The organism is Paenibacillus sp. FSL R5-0519 (genome assembly GCF_037974275.1).
In the GTDB taxonomy this organism is placed as follows: domain Bacteria; phylum Bacillota; class Bacilli; order Paenibacillales; family Paenibacillaceae; genus Paenibacillus.
On the sequence record NZ_CP150234.1, the window covers coordinates 197,179 to 216,128 of the forward strand.

Annotated in this window: 11 protein-coding genes; 10 read left to right on the plus strand and 1 reads right to left on the minus strand. The window is 48.9% G+C overall.

Going from position 1 to position 18,950, the window contains the following annotated elements:
• Window positions 1–3: 3 nt before the first annotated feature.
• The 7 genes from MKY73_RS00880 (at window position 4) to MKY73_RS00910 (ending at window position 9,507) form a co-directional block, all read left to right on the plus strand.
• Window positions 4–642 carry a ThuA domain-containing protein gene (locus MKY73_RS00880; protein WP_339238365.1) on the plus strand — a complete coding sequence of 213 codons (639 nt, stop codon included), beginning with the start codon at window positions 4–6 and terminating at the stop codon, window positions 640–642.
• Between the two features lie 72 nt (window positions 643–714).
• Window positions 715–1,095: a polyhydroxyalkanoate synthesis regulator gene (locus MKY73_RS00885; RefSeq protein ID WP_339305187.1), complete on the plus strand. Its 381-nt coding sequence runs from the start codon at window positions 715–717 to the stop codon at window positions 1,093–1,095.
• Entirely contained in the window at window positions 1,096–2,766 is a 1,671-nt protein-coding gene (locus MKY73_RS00890; protein ID WP_339305189.1) for an AarF/ABC1/UbiB kinase family protein, read from the plus strand.
• Window positions 2,767–3,295: 529 nt separating this feature from the next.
• Entirely contained in the window at window positions 3,296–4,747 is a 1,452-nt protein-coding gene (locus tag MKY73_RS00895) for a SulP family inorganic anion transporter (RefSeq protein ID WP_339305191.1), read from the plus strand.
• A 446-nt stretch (window positions 4,748–5,193) separates the two neighbouring features.
• Window positions 5,194–6,780: a DEAD/DEAH box helicase gene (locus MKY73_RS00900; protein ID WP_339305193.1), complete on the plus strand. Its 1,587-nt coding sequence runs from the start codon at window positions 5,194–5,196 to the stop codon at window positions 6,778–6,780.
• A 315-nt stretch (window positions 6,781–7,095) separates the two neighbouring features.
• On the plus strand, window positions 7,096–8,274 hold the full coding sequence (locus tag MKY73_RS00905) for a hypothetical protein (protein ID WP_339305195.1): 1,179 nt from the start codon (window positions 7,096–7,098) through the stop codon (window positions 8,272–8,274).
• Between the two features lie 36 nt (window positions 8,275–8,310).
• Window positions 8,311–9,507, plus strand: coding sequence for a hypothetical protein (locus MKY73_RS00910; RefSeq protein WP_339305196.1), 1,197 nt, complete (start codon window positions 8,311–8,313; stop codon window positions 9,505–9,507).
• A gap of 183 nt (window positions 9,508–9,690) precedes the next feature.
• Here MKY73_RS00910 and MKY73_RS00915 read toward each other — a convergent pair whose 3' ends face one another.
• On the minus strand, window positions 9,691–10,623 hold the full coding sequence (locus MKY73_RS00915) for a hypothetical protein (RefSeq protein ID WP_339305198.1): 933 nt from the start codon (window positions 10,621–10,623) through the stop codon (window positions 9,691–9,693).
• Window positions 10,624–11,031: 408 nt separating this feature from the next.
• Here MKY73_RS00915 and MKY73_RS00920 point away from each other — a divergent pair, with 408 nt between their 5' ends.
• The 3 genes from MKY73_RS00920 (at window position 11,032) to MKY73_RS00930 (ending at window position 18,927) form a co-directional block, all read left to right on the plus strand.
• On the plus strand, window positions 11,032–12,825 hold the full coding sequence (locus MKY73_RS00920; protein WP_339305200.1) for a vWA domain-containing protein: 1,794 nt from the start codon (window positions 11,032–11,034) through the stop codon (window positions 12,823–12,825).
• A 262-nt stretch (window positions 12,826–13,087) separates the two neighbouring features.
• A complete protein-coding gene (locus tag MKY73_RS00925; RefSeq protein ID WP_339305201.1) occupies window positions 13,088–16,477 on the plus strand; it encodes a tubulin-like doman-containing protein in 3,390 nt (1,129 codons plus the stop codon).
• 14 nt (window positions 16,478–16,491) lie between these two features.
• Window positions 16,492–18,927, plus strand: a complete 2,436-nt coding sequence (locus MKY73_RS00930) for a transcription initiation factor TFIID (protein WP_339305203.1) — start codon at window positions 16,492–16,494, stop codon at window positions 18,925–18,927.
• The last annotated feature ends 23 nt before the right edge of the window (window positions 18,928–18,950 follow it).

Consider the following 18,950-nt stretch of genomic DNA (forward strand, 5'->3'; position numbering starts at 1 on the left):
TGAATGGATCAACGTAAAAAAGCATTGCTACTAGGCGATTATACACATCCGGACTGGCACCCGCTTCAGGGCGTGGATGCGGAGATTAGCCGAATTTTCCATGATACGATGACTGTGCAGTGCAGTGAGAACCGGAATATGCTGCTGCAAGAAAATATAACCGGGTTTGATGTGTGTATCTCCTACATGGACGATTGGAAGGGGAAAGTCTCTCCACAGCAGACAGCAGGTTTGTTGTCCTATGTGAGTAATGGGGGTGGACTGGTCATTATACATAACGGCATTTCGCTCCAAAATCGTTATGAACTCAAACAGATGATCGGTGCCAAGTTCCTGCATCATCCGGCTTATGCACCACTTGAATTCACGGTAACGGGAGAAAGCCATCCCGTGACGGAGGGGATCTCGAATTTCACAATGGAAGAAGAACCGTATCAGTTCGAGTTTGGTTCTTTTGCCGAAACTAAAATATTGCTGGAATATCAATCCGAAGATGGACCGAAGCCTGCGGTTTGGGCTCATCGATATGGTGTTGGACGTATTGTTTATCTTATGCCGGGTCACCATGTACCGTCTTTTGCACACGAAACGTACCGCAAGTTACTTCTGCAAGCAGGCAAATGGGCTGCACGTTACGTCTGATCGGACGGACATTTTTGCATGCGGAGTAGAAGGGGTATAATATAGAGATCAACGAAGAGGAGGATGACAAAAATGAGCGATTTGTTCAAAAAGGCGATCTCGTTAGGGCTTGGACTTACTGTCGTAAGCAAAGAAAAAATTGAGAAAACCGTGGATGATTTGGTCAAGCGCGGGGAACTTGCGCCCGGTGAATCCAAAGCTTTGGTTGAACGCCTGATGGAACGGGGCGATGAAGAGCAAGGCCAGTTCAAGAGAGTGATTCAGGAACAGGTCAAGCGCGTGCTTCAGGAAGCGGGTGTGGCATCCGAAAGCGATGTAGCCAGTCTGGAACAGCGTGTTGCCGTTCTGGAGAAAAAACTTGCCGAACTGGGCCACTCACCACAGCTTCAACCTGATGAATCCCCGGCTCCACTTGAAGTTCCTCCTCCTCTCAAAGGAAACGAGATCGAGTAGATGGCCGTGCGAATCAAACATGTCGGCAGATACCGTGAAATTGCCATGGCGCTGGTGCGTCATGGCTTCGGTTATATGGTCGAGGAGCTGGGGCTGTTCCAGTTGCTGGCTCTGCCCAGACGGTGGATGTCGCGTGAAGCACATACCACCAAAACGCTGAGTGAACGCATCAGACTTGTGCTGCAGGAGCTGGGGCCAGCTTTCGTCAAGCTGGGGCAACTCGCAAGCACAAGGGCAGATCTATTGCCTGAGTCTGTCATTCGCGAGCTGGTGAAGTTGCAGGATCAGGTCCCGCCGTTCTCTTCCGAGACGGCACGGGGTATTTTGGAACAGGAATTGGATACACCGCTGGAGGAGATCTTTTCCCGGTTCGAGGATACCCCTGTAGCTGCAGCCAGCATTGGCCAGGTGCATCTGGGCAAACTTCGAAGCGGTGAATCGGTAGCCATCAAGATTCAGCGGCCAGGTATATCGCGTATTGTGCAGCGTGACCTGGATATTTTGCGTGAGCTGACAGCCATGGCAGAGAAGCGCTGGGACTGGGTGAAGCAATATCAGATCCCACAGATGGTAGAAGAGTATGCTCAGGCACTGATGGCTGAGCTGGATTATACGGTCGAAGGCCGGAATACGGAAAAGATTGCACAGCAATACCAACAGGACAACAAGGTCAAAATCCCGACAATTTACTGGGATCAGACATCGTCCCGTGTGCTTACGATGGAGTATATCGAAGGCATCAAACTCAATGATCGTGAAGAACTGGTCAGACGCGGCCATGATCTGAATAACATTGCTGAGCGGCTGGTGGACTCCTTATTGAATCAGATCTTTATTCATGGTTTCTTTCACGCTGACCCACATCCGGGCAATCTGATGGTATTGAAGGATGGGCGCCTTGCCTTTATCGACTTTGGCATGGTGGGCAGTCTGAGCGATGAGATGAAACAGCAGCTTGCCTCGCTTATCATCGGGTTAATGCGCAAAGATACGGACAGCATGATCCGTGCCATTGAGAAGCTTGGCATGATGCCAGATGACATGGATCTGCGCGGTCTTCATGTGGATTTGGACAAGTTGCGTACCAAATATTACGATATTCCCTTTTCCAAGATCAGTGTGGGTCAGGCGTTGAATGATCTGTTCGCCGTAGCTCAGAGGCACCGGGTCGTGATGCCTGCCGATATTCTCCTGCTTGGTAAATCGTTGCTGACGATGGAAGGTGTGATCGAACATCTCGATCCTTCCTTGAGCATTGTGGATATGGCCGAGCCCTTTGGGCGGAAGCTGATTAAGGAACGTTTTAGCGCAGGAAGAATCAAGAATCGGTTGTTCCGCAGTGCGGCTGATATGGCCGAGAGCGTCATTGGTCTGCCAGGGCAGTTAAGACAGTTATCATCCATTATTAGCAAAGGCAAGCTGAGGTTGGAGATCAGTGTCCCTGAACTGGATGCCCTCATGCGCAGAATGGACCAGATTAGTAATCGGCTGTCGTTTAGTATCGTATTACTTGCCTTCTGTATCATTATGGTCGGCTTGATTATCGGTTCGTCGATCAGTCATCAGTCCACGATGCTATGGGATATTCCGGTCATTGAGATTGGTTTCCTGGTGGCGATTCTGATGGTGGCTTTCCTGCTCTATTCGATATTCAAATCAGGAAGATTCTAACATAGTATCGCGAGAATACCCGTAAAGAGACCTTCTTCAAAGGATCTTTGCGGGTTATTTTTCGTGAATAGAGGATGGATGAGTATATCACAGAAATATTAAGATAATAGGAGATAAGGTTTTATTTTTAAGGCTTAACTGTATTAGTACATATTCATCCCAGTGACTATAATAATAGGTCAGTAGAATAACGGACCCGGTTTTTCTGAGAGAGGGAAACCCATGGGCATCTGGAGCAGACCAGGATGTCACACAAGGAAGATAACTGATCGTTGTAACGGAACAGAAGCAAAACACTGGAACGGAAAACAGACATGATGATTCATCCAACTATCCATACGATAGGGGTGGTGAATGAGCATGTAACTTAGATGCATAGGCAATTGTGCGGAGAAGATTCCGCTATTTTGTGCTGTCTCACACACTTTTATTAATTGCTGAGTGTATTGATCAGTGATGAATGCTTCCGTTACTCTTCAGTAAGATTGTCCATTATGAGGAATACACGTAGGAGGAACGGCAAGAACATATGAATACTTTAAAACAACAATGGTTTGGCAACATTCGCGGAGACGTGCTGGCAGGCATTACGGTAGCACTGGCGTTAATTCCGGAAGCCATTGCTTTCTCCATCATTGCAGGAGTCGATCCCATGGTCGGGCTGTACGCTTCGATTACCATTGCGATTGTGATCTCGATTGCAGGTGGAAGACCCGGCATGATCTCGGCGGCAACGGGTGCAATGGCGGTACTGATGGTTGGACTCGTCAAGGATTATGGTGTGGAATATCTTTTTGCAGCTACGATACTGACGGGTATTATTCAGTTTATTTTAGGCATATTTAAGGTTGGGCGATTTATAACATTTGTGCCTCATTCAGTATTAACCGGATTCGTGAATGCACTGGCGATCCTGATCTTTATGGCGCAGTTAACTCACTTCACGGGAGCGAACTGGATTATGTATGCGATGGTGGCGGGCACGCTGGCAATCATTTATATTTTGCCACGTTTTTTCAAAGCTGCTCCATCTCCTCTGATTGCAATCATCGTGATGACGATTATTACGGTGGTATTTCATCTGGATGTAAGTAAAGTAGGGGACATGGGAAATCTCACAAGTACCCTGCCGATGTTCCACTTGCCGAATATTGCATGGACTTGGGATACGCTGATGATTCTGCTGCCTTATTCATTTACCATGGCACTGGTTGGGCTGCTGGAATCCCTGCTGACCGCAACCATCGTGGATGAGATGACTGAGACCAAGAGCAGCAAGAACCGCGAGGTGCGTGGTCAGGGTATTGCGAACTTTGTGAACGGTTTGTTCGGCGGCATGGGCGGCTGTGCGATGATTGGGCAGTCGGTCATTAATGTGAAATCTGGTGGACGTGGGAGATTATCCACGTTTACTGCGGGTGCGTTTCTCGCAATCCTGTTGCTGCTATTTAGCGGTGTGGTGAAGCAGGTACCGATGGGGGCACTCGTCGGTGTAATGTTTATGGTGTGTATCGGAACATTCGACTGGAGTTCCGTCAAAAATATTGCTCGCGTGCCGCGCGCAGAAGCCTTTGTCATGATCGTGACCGTGGCGATTGTGGTCTATACCCACGATCTGTCGATTGGGGTCATGGTCGGCGTTGTGCTCAGTGTGCTGCATTTTGGCTGGAAACAGACCAAGATTCGCGTACAGGCGGGCCAGGAACAAGGGCAGAAGGTGTACCGGGTTCACGGACCGTTCTTCTTCGGATCTTCGACCCGCTTTGTGGATGAGTTTGATGCAGAGGCTGACCCGAAGGAGATCACGATTGATTTCGGAGGTTCCCATATCTGGGATAATACCGCGGTTGTGGCCATTGGCAAAGTGAAGTTTAAATACGCGAAGCTGGGCAAAACCGTGCACCTGCGTGGGTTAAACGAGGAAAGCTCCCGTATCCTTGAACGGAGTGGGTTTGCCACAGCTGGCGGGCACGGTTCGTAACTTTGGTTGGAACGAAGTACAGCGAATAGATAACATAAAAAGATGATTTATAATCAGCGGCGCACTTTTTCCGGAAATCGGGGAGAGGGCATCGCTGTTTTTTTTGAGCCTGAGGCATGCTAGGTTCATATCCACAGATCAGCAACCTGAAGGCAGACTTAGAGTCTCTTGCTACCCGACTCAAACTCACTTGGTCGATACAAGTCACACTGATCTTAGGATTTTGTGCTACAAGTTAGGGGTGTAACGCTGTATCCCCTTTTGTTTTGCTTGACTAACGTGTAAACTACAGGGTATGGAGAAGAAGAGCAACGAGTGGATTGCTTTTTAAAAAATTCATTTCATAATCATGATTGAACTAAGGAAAACTAGTCTTAATGGCAGATACTGATACTGAAGTCATTATGAAATGGACTTATCTAAATGAATATACAGAGGTGTAACGATTGGCAAACTTTGAACAACTGGGCATTCGCCCGGAATGGTGCGAGATCCTGAAACATCAGGGCATCGCCGTGCCGACTCCGGTACAGGAGCGTTCGATTCCGGTACTGCTGGGTGGACGCGATATTATCGCCGAGGCACAGACAGGTACAGGGAAAACGTTGGCTTTTTTGCTGCCGATTATTCAGAAAATTAATGTATCTGACCGTTCGCCGCAAGCGTTGATTATCGCGCCTACGCGTGAGCTTGCGCTGCAAATTACGGAAGAAGCGAAGAAGCTCACGGCAAACGACGATAAACTGCACGTGCTTGCCGTATACGGCGGGCAGGATGTGGACAAGCAACTGCGTAAATTGCAGAACGGCACCCAGATCGTTATCGGTACACCGGGTCGTCTCCTGGATCACCTGCGCCGGGGCACGTTGAAGCTGAATAATGTCAAAAAACTGGTGCTGGATGAAGCCGACCAAATGCTGCACATGGGCTTCCTGGACGATGTGGAGACGATTCTTAGCGAGCTGCCACACAAACGTCAGACGATGCTGTTCTCCGCAACGATGCCAAAGGGTATTCGCCACCTTGCGAAGACTTATATGAAAGATCCGGAAGATGTAAAAGTATCCTCGCAATCGGTAATCCCGATCAAACAAATTCGCCAGCAGGTGCTGGAATGTACGGATCGCGGCAAGCTTGAAGCACTTCGCGGCATGATTGATACGTATCGCCCATACTTGGCTATTATTTTCTGCCGGACCAAGCGTCGTGCATCCAAGCTGAACCAAGATCTGCGTGAAGCAGGTTATGCAAGTGATGAACTTCATGGAGATCTGTCCCAATCCAAGCGTGAGAACGTCATGAAAGCATTCCGCGATGCCAAACTGCAAGTGCTGGTTGCTACAGACGTAGCTGCACGTGGACTTGATGTTGAAGGTGTAACGCATGTCTTTAACTACGATATGCCGCATGATGCGGAAAGTTATATCCACCGGATTGGTCGTACGGGCCGTGCAGGCGGTACAGGTCTTGCTGTAACGTTTGCAACAGAGCACGACAGACCTGAACTTGCACGTATTGAACAAGGGATCGACCAGAAGCTGTCCCGTATTCAGTGGACGAGCGAAGGTCCAATTGCATCAACAGGAGCAGCTAGACGTTCCATCAACAGTCAGGGGGATGACGAACGAGGCGGACGCTCTTCCGGAACAGGCAGCGCACGTCGCGGTGCAGGCCGTAACGATCGCAGAGATGGCGGACGTGGGGGCCGTGGTTCCCGCGGTGGCGAAGGTGGACGCAGTGGTGGTCGTAGCGGTGGCCGCAGTGGCGACGAGCGCAGTGCAGGCCGTGGCTCTGCGCGTATCAGCGACAGCAGTCGAGGCGCAGCAAGCCAAGGTGGCCGCAGCAGTAGCCGCGGTGCGAGCCAAGGCGGACGCAGTGCGGGCCGCAGTGGCGATGAGCGCAGCAGCGGCTGGGCTGGCCGTAGTGCTGACAAGCGCACCTCCGGGCGCAGCAGCGAAGGCTCTCGCCGTCCGGAATCCGCAGGACGCGGACCGGCGAAGGGCGACCGTCGCGATTCTCGTCGCGGACGGTAAAGCCTTGTCGCAAGCGGCGATATAGCCGCATTTGCGCAGACAATATGCCATGCCACAGCGTTTGGCATGGCATATATGAGAGGGTTCGGGTGTAGATGCACCGAACCCTCAGATCAAGGGTCGCGACGGAACCACGTCGCGGCCCTTTTTTTCTTAGAAGAGCACATTAACCTCTTTTTAAATACCTCTAGACATCAATTGGTCATACCTTTTCCTGACTCAAATGGATGGTACAACCGATATGTATACGGGTATAAAGAAGAAATGGAAACAATTATAAACTTATATATAAAGGAAGGGGCATAGGAGGTATTCATGAGGAAATATGTATTGGTTCAGGAGCAGCGTAGAATCGAGCCATTTTACCGAATATTTATGCGAATTATGATCGGAATGGCGATGCTGGTTGCGCTGGTCATGGTTGCTGGGCCCATGTATTTGATTTCACAATTAATGACAGGGTGGATATGGTTCACTGGAGGCCTTATTCCACTGGGAGGATGGTTTTTCTATGCCATGGTCCGTCATATTCGTCACTTATCTTGGAGAGATCACCATCTGGATCGTACGGAGATGGATGACCATGAGATTCGTTATGTGAGATGGTATCCAGATAGGCTCAATCCTGAGGAGAATCGGTTTGGGCGATTAGCTATCCAACATGTATATTACGGGCGTTATCTAATAAAGGAAGCACACTTTTATCAGCGAGCAGAATTTAAAGAGCCTGTACGTACAATACAGATGTGGCCCGAAATCCATATCGTGTACAGACAGGGGCTGGAGAATAGAGTGTGTACCATACGTTTTTATGAAGATGCTGAGGCACAAACTTGGTTGGACCAACTTGAGACACAGGGGGTTGAATTGATATTTACACGTTACTCGACTGAGAAAATGGCTCCCGAAGTTGAGATTCGGAATGCTTTGGAGAATGATGAAGGTCAGAAGGCGGCATCCTGGAGCAGTCTGGCAGAAGAATCTTATGAATCCTATCGGAAGCAGACCATTCAGCAAATTCCATCTGTTAGTAACAGGGAGGAGAATAGCCTAGAGAAGGAAAAGAGAAGGGCTGTGAAGAAACATGTCAAGGCTTTTCGAAGTATAGGCTGGGCATGGATAGTATTTGTATTTCAATGGGGCATTTCATTTCTTCTGGTGGAGCAAGCCAAGCAGGGGCGCATTGACCCAGACGCTATGTTCATACCGATTGTTGTGTTTACAGGTTTGGGACTGTTGTTTGGGTGTATGACCAAAATATTTGTATGGAAACATGTGATCATTTACTCGGTGTTCTTCTTTGTCCAAGCCATTACAATAAGTCTGGTTCTGTATGAAGTCGAGGATACCAGTCCTGGTGCTCGAATGTTGAATTCATTGGGAACCTCTGGCTTCATTGGAATTCTATTAGTTTGTGTTCCCATGTTAGTCTATCAATTGCGACGCGCTGCATTCGAGAGATTACGCAAAAGGCACAACCATAATCGCAGATAGGGTAAAGCTATAGCATGTGTCATCAAGGAGGTCAGCATGTCTACATATGACAATCCACATAACAATAAACAGGAACTGATCACAGAACCATGGGCGATAAGATCATCAGTGAGAATAAAGCTTTCGACCCGAAGGATCATCGGATTCGTCATGACCGTTGTACCTTTGGTACTGATTGTCGTCGATTTCTCAATACTGTCATGGTTTCTTCTTGGTCTGATCCCAATAGGATCGGTAATGTTCTACCGTTCAAGGCGAACTTTAAATAAGGAAAATTGGCGTGCAAGTCATCCGTCATATACGAGCTTGAATCAACATGAAGTAAGCTACAGCCAGTGGGACTCCCGTACCCAAGATATTGAAGAAAATCGTTTCAATAAATCCCGTATTGAACGTGTGTACTACGGAAGACATGATGTGAAGGACATCCATTTATATCTCGAAAAAGATTCAGAGGAAGTGTTTGCTCTACCTGTAATCCACTTTATTTACGATCAGAATATGAAGCGCAGAGCACACAGTGTTTCCTTTTTGTATGAAAAGGATGCGGAACGATGGATGGAGCTATTATCTTCGATGGAGGTCCCGTTGATTTTTACAAGTGAGATTACAACGGATACGATGTCGGAAGCAGAGATGCTGGACAAACTCCTGAATGATAGGGGTCAGCAAAAATTTGTCTTCCATAGGGGTGTAGACGATAGCTTCTACAATTATTTGGAGAGCGTGAACGATGAGTTTAACCAAGCATATGAGAATGGAACGCTGGCTCCAGAAGAGGAAGAAGAATTTTTACGTAGAGTCCGGGAGCATAAGGAAAAGGAACGTAATTCTTCAGCCTTGTTAAGTGTCGGTCCAGGTTGGTTTATATTTGTACTTCAGTGGGGAGCAGCGTACTATATGGGATTGAAGGCTATGCAGGGAGAGATTGATGCAGAGCACTGGTTAACACCAAGTATTGTTGTTATGGGTTTAAGTATGTTATTTTATCTTCTTGTTCGAAGGCTTCTCTGGCCTCAGATTTTAATTTATATGATCGGTTCCTTTATCAATCTGATGATTGCAAGTTCAGTACTTGAAGGTCTGAATTCTAGCGAAGTTGCAGCTGAAATGTATGCTTCTTTGTATTCGAGTGTAATACTATGCTCGGTGCTGTTGTGGATTCCTTATGTACTCATCTATCCCTTCAAGCTAGGCAAGAGAGAACGTGGCATAAGATACGAACGTGATTAATATTTTATTCTGACAAAAGAGTACCTTGCCCTTGGAGAAGGATAAGGTACTCTTTTGTATTAGTGTCAGCTTCACACCTATTATCTATTGATGCATAACTACTATCTTTTTGAAAATGCAGGGTTCCACAACTACTTCATCGTCAATATATAAAGGTGACTTTTACACAAAAAGACCTTTGTATCAGGAAAGGACATCTGCGTATTGATCCCGATATTTCTCGTTATACACTCGGCCCACCGACTCCGCCAGTCCTCCGCGTGCTTTGCTCGGATAGCGTTCAATCGTGTGATAAAGTCTCATGAATCGATCTTTGGGCATAAAGCGAGCGTAGCGGGTAATAAGACTAGGGAATAACTCAATATATTTACTCTTGCGCACGGCAGCAGCAGCTACGGCTGTAAGAATCTGAATTCCATTGTGGAGCTGTAAAATGTTCACTTCATAGGTTGCGATATAACGAATCGTGTCTTCCCGGATCAATTCCGGCTTAAGCCGTGCAATCTCACCGATATATTCAGCCAGCAGCCGCTCGAAGCTGCGTAGCAGCAAGGGCTTGAGCTGCAGATCCATATCACTGCGCAGGACAAAGGATTGTAACAGCGCAACCTGTTGCAGTCGAATCCGGTCATTGTAGACGAGTGAGCCGATCTCGCGAAGCATCTCATAGGCTAGTGCTTCATCCTGCTTGCGGGCTTCGGCGACCAGAGCCCAGTTGCGGTTGATGCCCTGACGGATGAGCTCCTCATCCTGTTGCAACATGCGCTTCAACTCGCGCTGCTGCTCTACTTCGAACGAACGATTCTGCATGAAGATCAGCAATGCCAGAAGCAATAGGGAAACGCTGGCCGCCGCCATGGTCTGATCTATGGTTTCACCAAAATAGGTGGCCGCTGCACCGAACATTAGGGTAATGAACAGGTCGCGTGCAATTCGACGTTTCACACGGGAAGTCGCTTTCGCCTGAACGGAAATCAGGGTACCCCTGCCGCAGGCTGTGCACTCATCTTCCCACAGGCAGGTATACTGTCCGCAACGTGTGCAGACTTGCAACTTTTCATAGGCATAGGTCGTTCGATGAAATGGTCTTATGGATACGACTAGTTTAGTACTCATGCTCAATCACGCTCACCATTCAAAATAGTGTAGAGGGTACGATCCGTGTCTTCGCGTGAGACCGGTTTCCGCCGATGAAGCTGGAGTGCAATTACCTTTATGATGACAAAAAGAAACAATATGGCGAGGCATCCGTATGTAACCATAATCCGTTCCCTTCTATGGCTTGGTGAACAAGCGCTGTTATATTGCAGTTTGCTGGCAATAACTATATCATATTTCCATAGTTGGTACTTTTGTGCCAGTTCAAGGCATGAAATCGTCGATTTTTGTCAGTCATTACAAAACTGTAACTCAAGATAGGGGTGCTTTTCAGAATTTATTAGTAGACTGTTAAGATTTCCTTAAGGCTTGACGCCTATAATAAACTATTCCCATTTTAATCTCAAACGTGAAGGAGTACACCCAATGCTGCGGACACGCAAAATACGCTGGCTGAGCGGAACGATGGTTCTGCTGGCCATTCTAACGCTACTGCTACCTCAGGCGTTGCTGCCACACGCTGCAGCGGCTCAGGCACAGACGAGCGGAATCGATGCGGTACTTGTAGCCGATGTAAGTAATTCAATGAATACAAGTGACCGTGACAAGATCAGTAATGAAGCCATGAAAATGTTTATTGATATGCTGCCCGTCCAAGGGGACAAGGTAGGGATTGTCGCTTATACCGATCAGGTGGAGCGGGAAAAGGCAATGCTTACGATTCAGTCCGATGCGGACAAGAGCAGCCTGAAGGATTTTATTGATCAGCTCGGCCGGGGGCCATATACCGATGTTTCAGTGGGTGTCGCCGAAGCCATGAACATACTGAATCATGGTGCAGACCCATCTCACTCGCCAATGATCGTGCTGCTGGCGGATGGCAACAATGATTTTAACAAAACCAAAGGCCGTACACAGGCACAATCCGACGCTGATCTGGCGAAATCCGTGAAGGAAGCACAGGATCAAGGTATCCCGGTGTATACAATAGGACTGAACGCGGATGGCAAGTTGAACAAGGATGCACTCGCAGACCTCGCGAAGCAGACCGGAGGCAAGTCATTCATTACCGATACGCCGGATGATCTGCCACAGATTCTGAGTGAGATCTTCGCCGATCATGCCAAACTCAATGTGGTGAAGCTGCCCTCTGTAACAGGAAACGGCAGTTATCAGGAAGTTACCGTGAACGTGCCAAATGACAGTGTGCTGGAAGCAAACATCTCGATTATGTCCTCGAAGCCGGTGGAAGTGCAATTGACTGACCCTTCCGGACAAGCCGTGGACCTGAACTCGGATGCAGCCAAGCTCTCGACATCGAAGAGTTATTCGCTCGTGAAGCTTTTGAAACCCCAAGAGGGAGACTGGAAACTTCGGGTAAAAGGGGCTCCGAAAGACAGCATCGATATCAACCTGTTGTTCAACTATGATCTTCAGCTCGTTGTGGACCCGATTAAGACCAAGTCCTATACCAAAGGGGACAAGGTTGATCTTGCTGCCAAACTGGAGAATGGCGGTCAGCCGCTTCAGGATAATGATCTGTATGCAGATATGAAGGCCACGCTGGTTGTGAAAGATGTCGATACAGGCAAAAGTGAAGAACAACCGCTGGAAAACACAGGATCTGGTTTTGCCGGAACATTTGAAGTACCGGACAATCATAACTATGAATTGGTCATCCGTGCGGAAGAAGACAGCTTCTACCGTGAAAGTGCGCCAATCATGATTAACGCAGGCGGAGCAACCGGAAGCGGTGCTCAACCGACCACGCCAGGCGGTGAACAGGACAAGCCGTTCCCTTGGTTACCTGTCATACTAGGTGTTGTAGCCCTGATTGTGGTCGGTGTGGGTGTCTGGTTCCTGATGGGTTGGCTGAAACGCAAAAACCGGGGCTTTGTCGGTCAGATGATCGTTGAGATTCGTGATGAGAACACGGGCGACAAGTCATATCCACAATATAAAAAGCTGGTATCCTTCCGGGGCCGATTCCATCTGCATCAGTTGTTGCAACTGGACCCTGAGCTGAAGGAAACCGAAAAATATGTATTTACGCCCAGCAATGGGGATCGAATTATCATCCGTAACACCGCAGGCGGTACGCTGGAGAAATCCGGTCGTGCAGTCGATGCAAGCTCAGGCGTTGAACTGAAGAACGGTGACCGACTGAGCATCCCGCTGCAACAGGCGGACAAGACCATTTTAATTGAGTATTTAGTTTAAAAGGAATGCCAATAAAATTTGGGACCAACTGTTTACACGAGAACGCAGAGGACAGAAATAACGTGAAGAAGCGGAAGCGTTCGCCTAAAAGCTTTCTGAAAGAAAGCTACATCGGGAGCATACGCTATCCCCGGATTTTCACTTTGTAAAAGTGAATTGAAAAAATCTGGGGATAACAGCGATCGGAATGTTATTCTGTCATCGGAGTGGCAAGTGTAATGGAGTTGTAGTTCCAACTTTGTTAATCGAAGGAGGACAACGAATGAAACCGATTGTTAGAGAACATATTCAGCAACTGGATGTATCACTTGGCGGAGGTATTGTCAGTGAGAAGATCAGAGTTGATACCATTGATAACCCCATTCTGATTATCGGTCTGGGAGGAACGGGAATTGATGCACTGCTGCGACTGAAATATCAGATCAACCGTCGTTTCAAGCTGCCGCAGGACCCGGTATCCAAGAAAAAAATGGACAAGCCGGACAATGTGGAATTTCTGGCTTTTGAAACAAATGAACAGGATCGCGCCAAAAAATATAAAGGAATCGGACTTGATCCGATCAATGAATTCGTCTTGCTGTCCAATGCCGAGATTGGCGGACTGCTACAGAACCGCAGCGTGCTGGAGCCGTACATTACGGACTGGCTGTCTCCCGAACTGAGCATCACGGACGGCATGAATGGCGCCGCAGGTGTGCGTCAGGCTGGACGTCTACTGTTGTTCACGAAGATTAATCAGGTCGTGCAGGCCATCGACAAAAAGATCAAAACCTTGTCCGTAGGCACCAACAAAAAACTGATGGTGTTCCTGCTGACAGGTCTGTCCGGCGGTACAGGCAGCGGATGTTTCCTCGATATTTCCTATATCGTGCGCGGTATTATCGAACGGGATCACGGCTCTGCCGGGATTGACCGCGTGAATACGCTGGGATATCTATTCACGCCAGACGTGAATCTGTCCAATAAAAGCTTGAGCGAACACACGCGTGAATACATTCGCAAGAACGGATATGCAGCGCTCAAAGAGCTGGATTACTGGATGAACGTGGATAGCCGTGGGGAGCGATTTACACAGAAGTACGGCAATATTTTAACCGTCAACTCACCACTGCCGCCATTTAACCTGTGTCATCTGATCTCTGCGACCAATACCGAAGGCAAATTGCTAGAGAACGCGTACGACTATTGCATGAACGTCACGGCCGAGAACATTACCAACTTCATGGCAAGTGAGGAGAAGCAGTCGGGTGAGGAGTTTGCGATCCATGACTATATCAGCAACATTCGCACCAACATTGCACAGATGAACAAGGTATACCCGGCTAACTATGATTACAACATCATCGGTGCATCTTCGGCTGTACTGCCAATTGAAGAGATGACCACGTATCTGGCGTATCGCATGTTCGATAAAATGAACACCATGTTCTCCAAAGCGCCGAACCAGGAGGATACCGAGAAGTTTGCCCGCAAGCTGGGCATTGATCTCGAAAGTGTGGTCAAGTCCTTTGAAGCGCGCGTGCCAGAGCCGCTGCCTGGTTATCAGAACAGCGAGCGTTTATCCTATGGCAACGTGGTGAAATCACAGGTTGTAAATATGGACACCGAACTGGAACAGAACTTCCTGGCGCGTGCCCGTGAAGAATATATCAAGGCGAAGAAACAGCTGCCGGGCGAGATTGCGGGTCAGTTCACCGAACAGATCCGGCGTATGTTTTTGCATCCCGAACAAGGTCCGTTCTATGTATCTCGTCTCATTTATACGGAAAAAGGTTTCTGTGTGCTGAAGATGATTCAGTCGTACATCGAAACCCTGCGAGAGAATGCCTTCCGCATTCCGCGTGATATTGAAGCGGCTCAGGAGCAGTCCGAAGAGAAACTGGGCGATGCGAAGAGTGCTTTTGTCTCCAAAGAGAAGAAAAAGAATGCTTATATTGAAGCAAAAATTCATGAGTACTGGCTGCACGCCGACGTGGAACGCAACGATCAGATGATCGAGTTCTATGAAGATCTGTATGAGTTGCTAAATCAGGAAAACAGCCGCATTTATAACGTATTTACCGAGACGCTGAACGCCCTTAGCTCGATATTCGCGAAGAATGGCGACCTGCTGACACGCGGCGAGGAACAATCCGATCACAAAGGCAACAAGACATACTACTGGAACGTCGTAAGTGTACCGGATATCGTCAGTGTGGTGGACGGTCTGTTGGATAAGCGTGATACAGATGATCTGATCCGCGACTTCTCCCGTGAATTGCTGGAAAACTCCAGCCAGTGGGTGAAAGAGAACGAGATTGATATCGTCAGCTCCATCTCCGACTTCCTGAGTGAGAAATTCGGTGATCTGATTACCCGTTCCATGGAAGATTTCCTCGTGATCAAATATGGTCAGGATGAGTCGGTCGAGAAATTCGTGGAACGTTTCATTGCTGGCAAGCTGGATGATGAGGCCGTTCCGGTGTTCAATCTGAGCAACAGTACAGGCAGTCTGCATTTCCCTTCATGGGGATTTGTATCCGTACCGGCACAGGCGCCAGGTATTCTGAAAGGGATTCGCAATTATCAGAACAATGCGGTAGGCAAATCTCATTTTACCGTGAAGGAAAGTGAAGTGCGTAACCGGATCTTCTGGCTGAATACGCGCAACGGGGTACCACTCTTTGTGTATACACCGCTCAAGGTATATGAGGAAAGTTATGAACGTACCATTTTGGACAAAGAAGGCATTGGTCGTCACTTGGTGCAAACGGAGAAAAACAACTGGACCTATCTGCCGTCTCCGATTCCGGAGAAATCATGGGGAGATGTGTACGAGAACGCCCGCGTGAAGCAGTATAACGCCCGTGTACGTAACGAGTTTGACCAGGCGCTCGGATACAACATTGTGACAGCCAAATCCATTGATGAGAATACAAGCAACCGGTATGCGATTGTGACAACAGAAGCATTTGACTTATCCGCCAAACTGGGAGCCTACGACATGCGTCTGACGTCCACCACGCCGAACCTCGGCGAAGTGAAGCGGGCCGTGATGGAGCTGAAACGTCTGCAATCCGAAGGGTTGCCGCGTGTAGGGGTTAAGGATATTTTCGGCAGTATTAATGAAGATATGGCCAAAGAAAACCTGGTACGCTCCCCGCAGCTGATCGCACGTGTGCGTGAGGAACTGGCAAAGATGAATGCCATCTCGGCCAAAGTTGCCGAACTCGAAGGCATTCTGGCCCAGTACCAGGACGAAGAGCAGTGGTACGACCGTTTTATCGAAGCACTCTATACAGACACCATCGTCAAAAAAGGTGCGCTCTACGTCTACGACCGTGACCCGGAAGAAGACGCTTGGGAGCCGTTCGCAAACCTGATGAAGAGCCGTAACTTTGCCGAGTATGAAGTGTTTGGTAACTTCCGCGGTCTGGCGGAGAAGGATCGCAGTACATTGCTGCGTAAAGCCTCCCGCCGTGATAACGATCTGACAGCCTCTGAGGATATCACTCCATTGCTGACAAAGCTGGATGATCTGGCTGCGCTGTTCATGGAATCACGTGATCGTCTCGAATATGAGCGGGTAGAACTGGCTAACGGAGAAGACATCTATCAGTTCTACAGAACGATGTCGTCCAAGCTGAACGACATTCGCAGAAGGCTGAAGTAAGGGTGGCGGCCGGGATGGAGTTCAATTCGAACAATACCCTGAAGCGTGATCTGGAGAAGTATGCAGCGCAGTATGCAATAGAGCAGGAGCGTCAAGGCAGCCTGGGTGATGGACGCAGCAGTATCCATTACCCGGCGCTGTTCCTGTTTGTGGGTGATCTGGTTGCACCTGCTGTGTCTGCCGTGCAGGAGATCAATCGGCTGAAATGGGATAACGGAGACGGTGTGGTCTACATTCAGATCGGGACAGACGATCAAGAAACGGGTTCGGGTGAACCGAGGAAGGGTGGCTCGTCCGATGATGGCCAGGTGACTCTTCACCGCTTGCCTCTGTCCGCTGGGCAGATAGAGCGACCGTCCAAAACACGGCGTAAGGATGTACATCGCAGTTTCCACGAATCGGATCAGGCGCTCTTTGACCTGAATCGTACGCTTCGGCGGGTTAGTAACCGAATTGCCGAATATGGACGGTTATACTCGTCATTTGATCGGATTTACGTTACGGTGGTAACCAGAGCGGATGATCCGTTGAATGTATTGTTGCCAGAGCTCACCAAGCTGACGGAGATCATTTTGTCCCAAGCCTTCAAGTCGGTGCAGACAGATCTGCATGTATTGGTCAGCGAGATGGAACAGGTGGATTCCTTCGGGTATGCCAGCGCAGTAGGTCTTGCTTTTCTGCGTGAACTGGATTATATGCAGTCTTTGGACTACACATTCAGCGGCAATCTGCTGGTGACGGAGGATGGGATCTCCATTCCGGTTACACATCACGCGTCACCGTTGTATGATCTGGTATATCTGTTGTCTGACAAAAATGAGCGTGGAACTGGCGTTCCCGGTGGCTGGATTGAAAATGCCGAGATCATCTGCCGGATCTGCCTGTTGAAGAACAGGAAGCAGGATGCGAATCACTCGGGTACCGTTTCGAGCACGGGAGCGAACACGTACAACAATACATCCTTCAAAAACAATATTCGCACCACCTCTGATCAGCATGGTTATGCAAGTGCGGGTTTTGCCGAGATCAGGCGGCCAAACAAGCCGATAGCACTGGCGGTTTTATATCACATGTATCGGTACCTGCTCGCACGCATGCGGCAGGAGCCGGATTGGAGCATCAAGGACAAGCTTGCTTTCTTCGGACTGGACGCGGCATCGGTAGAACGCAAAGTCGAAGGCCTGCTGCCGGGTGAAGATCTGGTTAGTGGCATGAGTGGCATCATGACGCATAACGTCAGTTTCTCCGATCTGAAGCCGCTCTCGCTTCGTGAAGCGGAGAAAGCGCTGTTCGGACAAGGCGCTGAAGCGTACTTCCGTGATAACGTCGTCCGGCTTGTTGAAGAGCGTGTGCGCGAGCGCAGTTCTGGCGGCTCTCTTCGCCGTCAGGCCGAACAATCCCGCGCGGAGCATCCAGAGGTTGGGTACTTCCAATGGGCAGCCTGGAGTGAAAATGAGCCTGGCAGTGTACGTGAAGCGCTGCTCGGACTGATTCGGGATAAATCGATGCAGCTTGAATCGGCACGTGCACTGTTAGAGCAACGTCAGCAAGAACGGGTGGAAGATCAGTCGTTCAAACGAGCGTTGTTCCGTGATAAACAGAATGTACGTAATCTGATTGACTGCATGCTGGAGCGAGTATATGTACCGAAGGTAGAATTACTGCGACTGGAAAATGAATTACATTTGCTGCGCATCTACGATACGGAGATGGAAGAGCTTCACCGTTATAGTCGCCACGTCACAGCAGCACTTGAAGCGCTGGAACGCACACTGCGCGAGACAGCTGCCCAAAGCATCGCCGCTGCGGATGAATACATCGGCCAGAACGTGATGGAGTATTACGGCAAAGTGACGGAAGAACTAATCATCGACCTGGAAGCCAAGCGCGGACGGGATGTATGGTTCGAGGATCGTTACATGGGAGATATGAACCGGCTTGCAACAGAAGGTGATGATCGTCTGCTGAAACGTCTGATGGAGGTATGTCACTCGTTGCTGCTTACGGCCGAGCCGTTGCGATTGCCATTTGAAGAAGAACTGTTGCAACGGGCCAATGTAACGATTGCCTACGGAGATAAAGACGTATTAACCCGGGATGATCTGTTCCGCAGGTTGTACCACACGCTGGAGGATCAGGCGGTCGTTCGGGTACGGGTATTCGATTATACGCAGGAACATCGGTATGAAGAGAAGTATTTCTTTGGTGATCATCATAGTGCTTTCATGAACTACGCGGCGCATGCCGAAGAGACGTCACGCATCTACAAGCTGGGTGTGGTGTACGAAGAACGCAGCAGTGGTGTGGAGAAGCTGAATCTGATGGGAGGTTTCCATCTGGAGGATCTCATGGTGTATCGGAACGGCAAAGTATATTATGAGTCGTACACGGAGAATGGATATGAACTTCACCCCGCAGGGCTGGTGGAGAAGTTGTCACCCATCCGTTAAAACGTCTGGCGGTGTCATGACAC

Excerpts from the sequence above, each read along its gene's own strand:
- MKY73_RS00880 (WP_339238365.1), top strand. The coding sequence starts at position 4 with ATGGATCAACGTAAAAAAGCATTGCTACTAGGCGATTATACACATCCG.
- MKY73_RS00885 (WP_339305187.1), top strand. The coding sequence starts at position 715 with ATGAGCGATTTGTTCAAAAAGGCGATCTCGTTAGGGCTTGGACTTACT.
- MKY73_RS00890 (WP_339305189.1), top strand. The coding sequence starts at position 1,096 with ATGGCCGTGCGAATCAAACATGTCGGCAGATACCGTGAAATTGCCATG.
- MKY73_RS00895 (WP_339305191.1), top strand. The coding sequence starts at position 3,296 with ATGAATACTTTAAAACAACAATGGTTTGGCAACATTCGCGGAGACGTG.
- MKY73_RS00905 (WP_339305195.1), top strand. The coding sequence starts at position 7,096 with ATGAGGAAATATGTATTGGTTCAGGAGCAGCGTAGAATCGAGCCATTT.
- MKY73_RS00910 (WP_339305196.1), top strand. The coding sequence starts at position 8,311 with ATGTCTACATATGACAATCCACATAACAATAAACAGGAACTGATCACA.
- MKY73_RS00915 (WP_339305198.1), bottom strand. The coding sequence starts at position 10,623 with ATGAGTACTAAACTAGTCGTATCCATAAGACCATTTCATCGAACGACC.
- MKY73_RS00920 (WP_339305200.1), top strand. The coding sequence starts at position 11,032 with ATGCTGCGGACACGCAAAATACGCTGGCTGAGCGGAACGATGGTTCTG.
- MKY73_RS00925 (WP_339305201.1), top strand. The coding sequence starts at position 13,088 with ATGAAACCGATTGTTAGAGAACATATTCAGCAACTGGATGTATCACTT.
- MKY73_RS00930 (WP_339305203.1), top strand. The coding sequence starts at position 16,492 with ATGGAGTTCAATTCGAACAATACCCTGAAGCGTGATCTGGAGAAGTAT.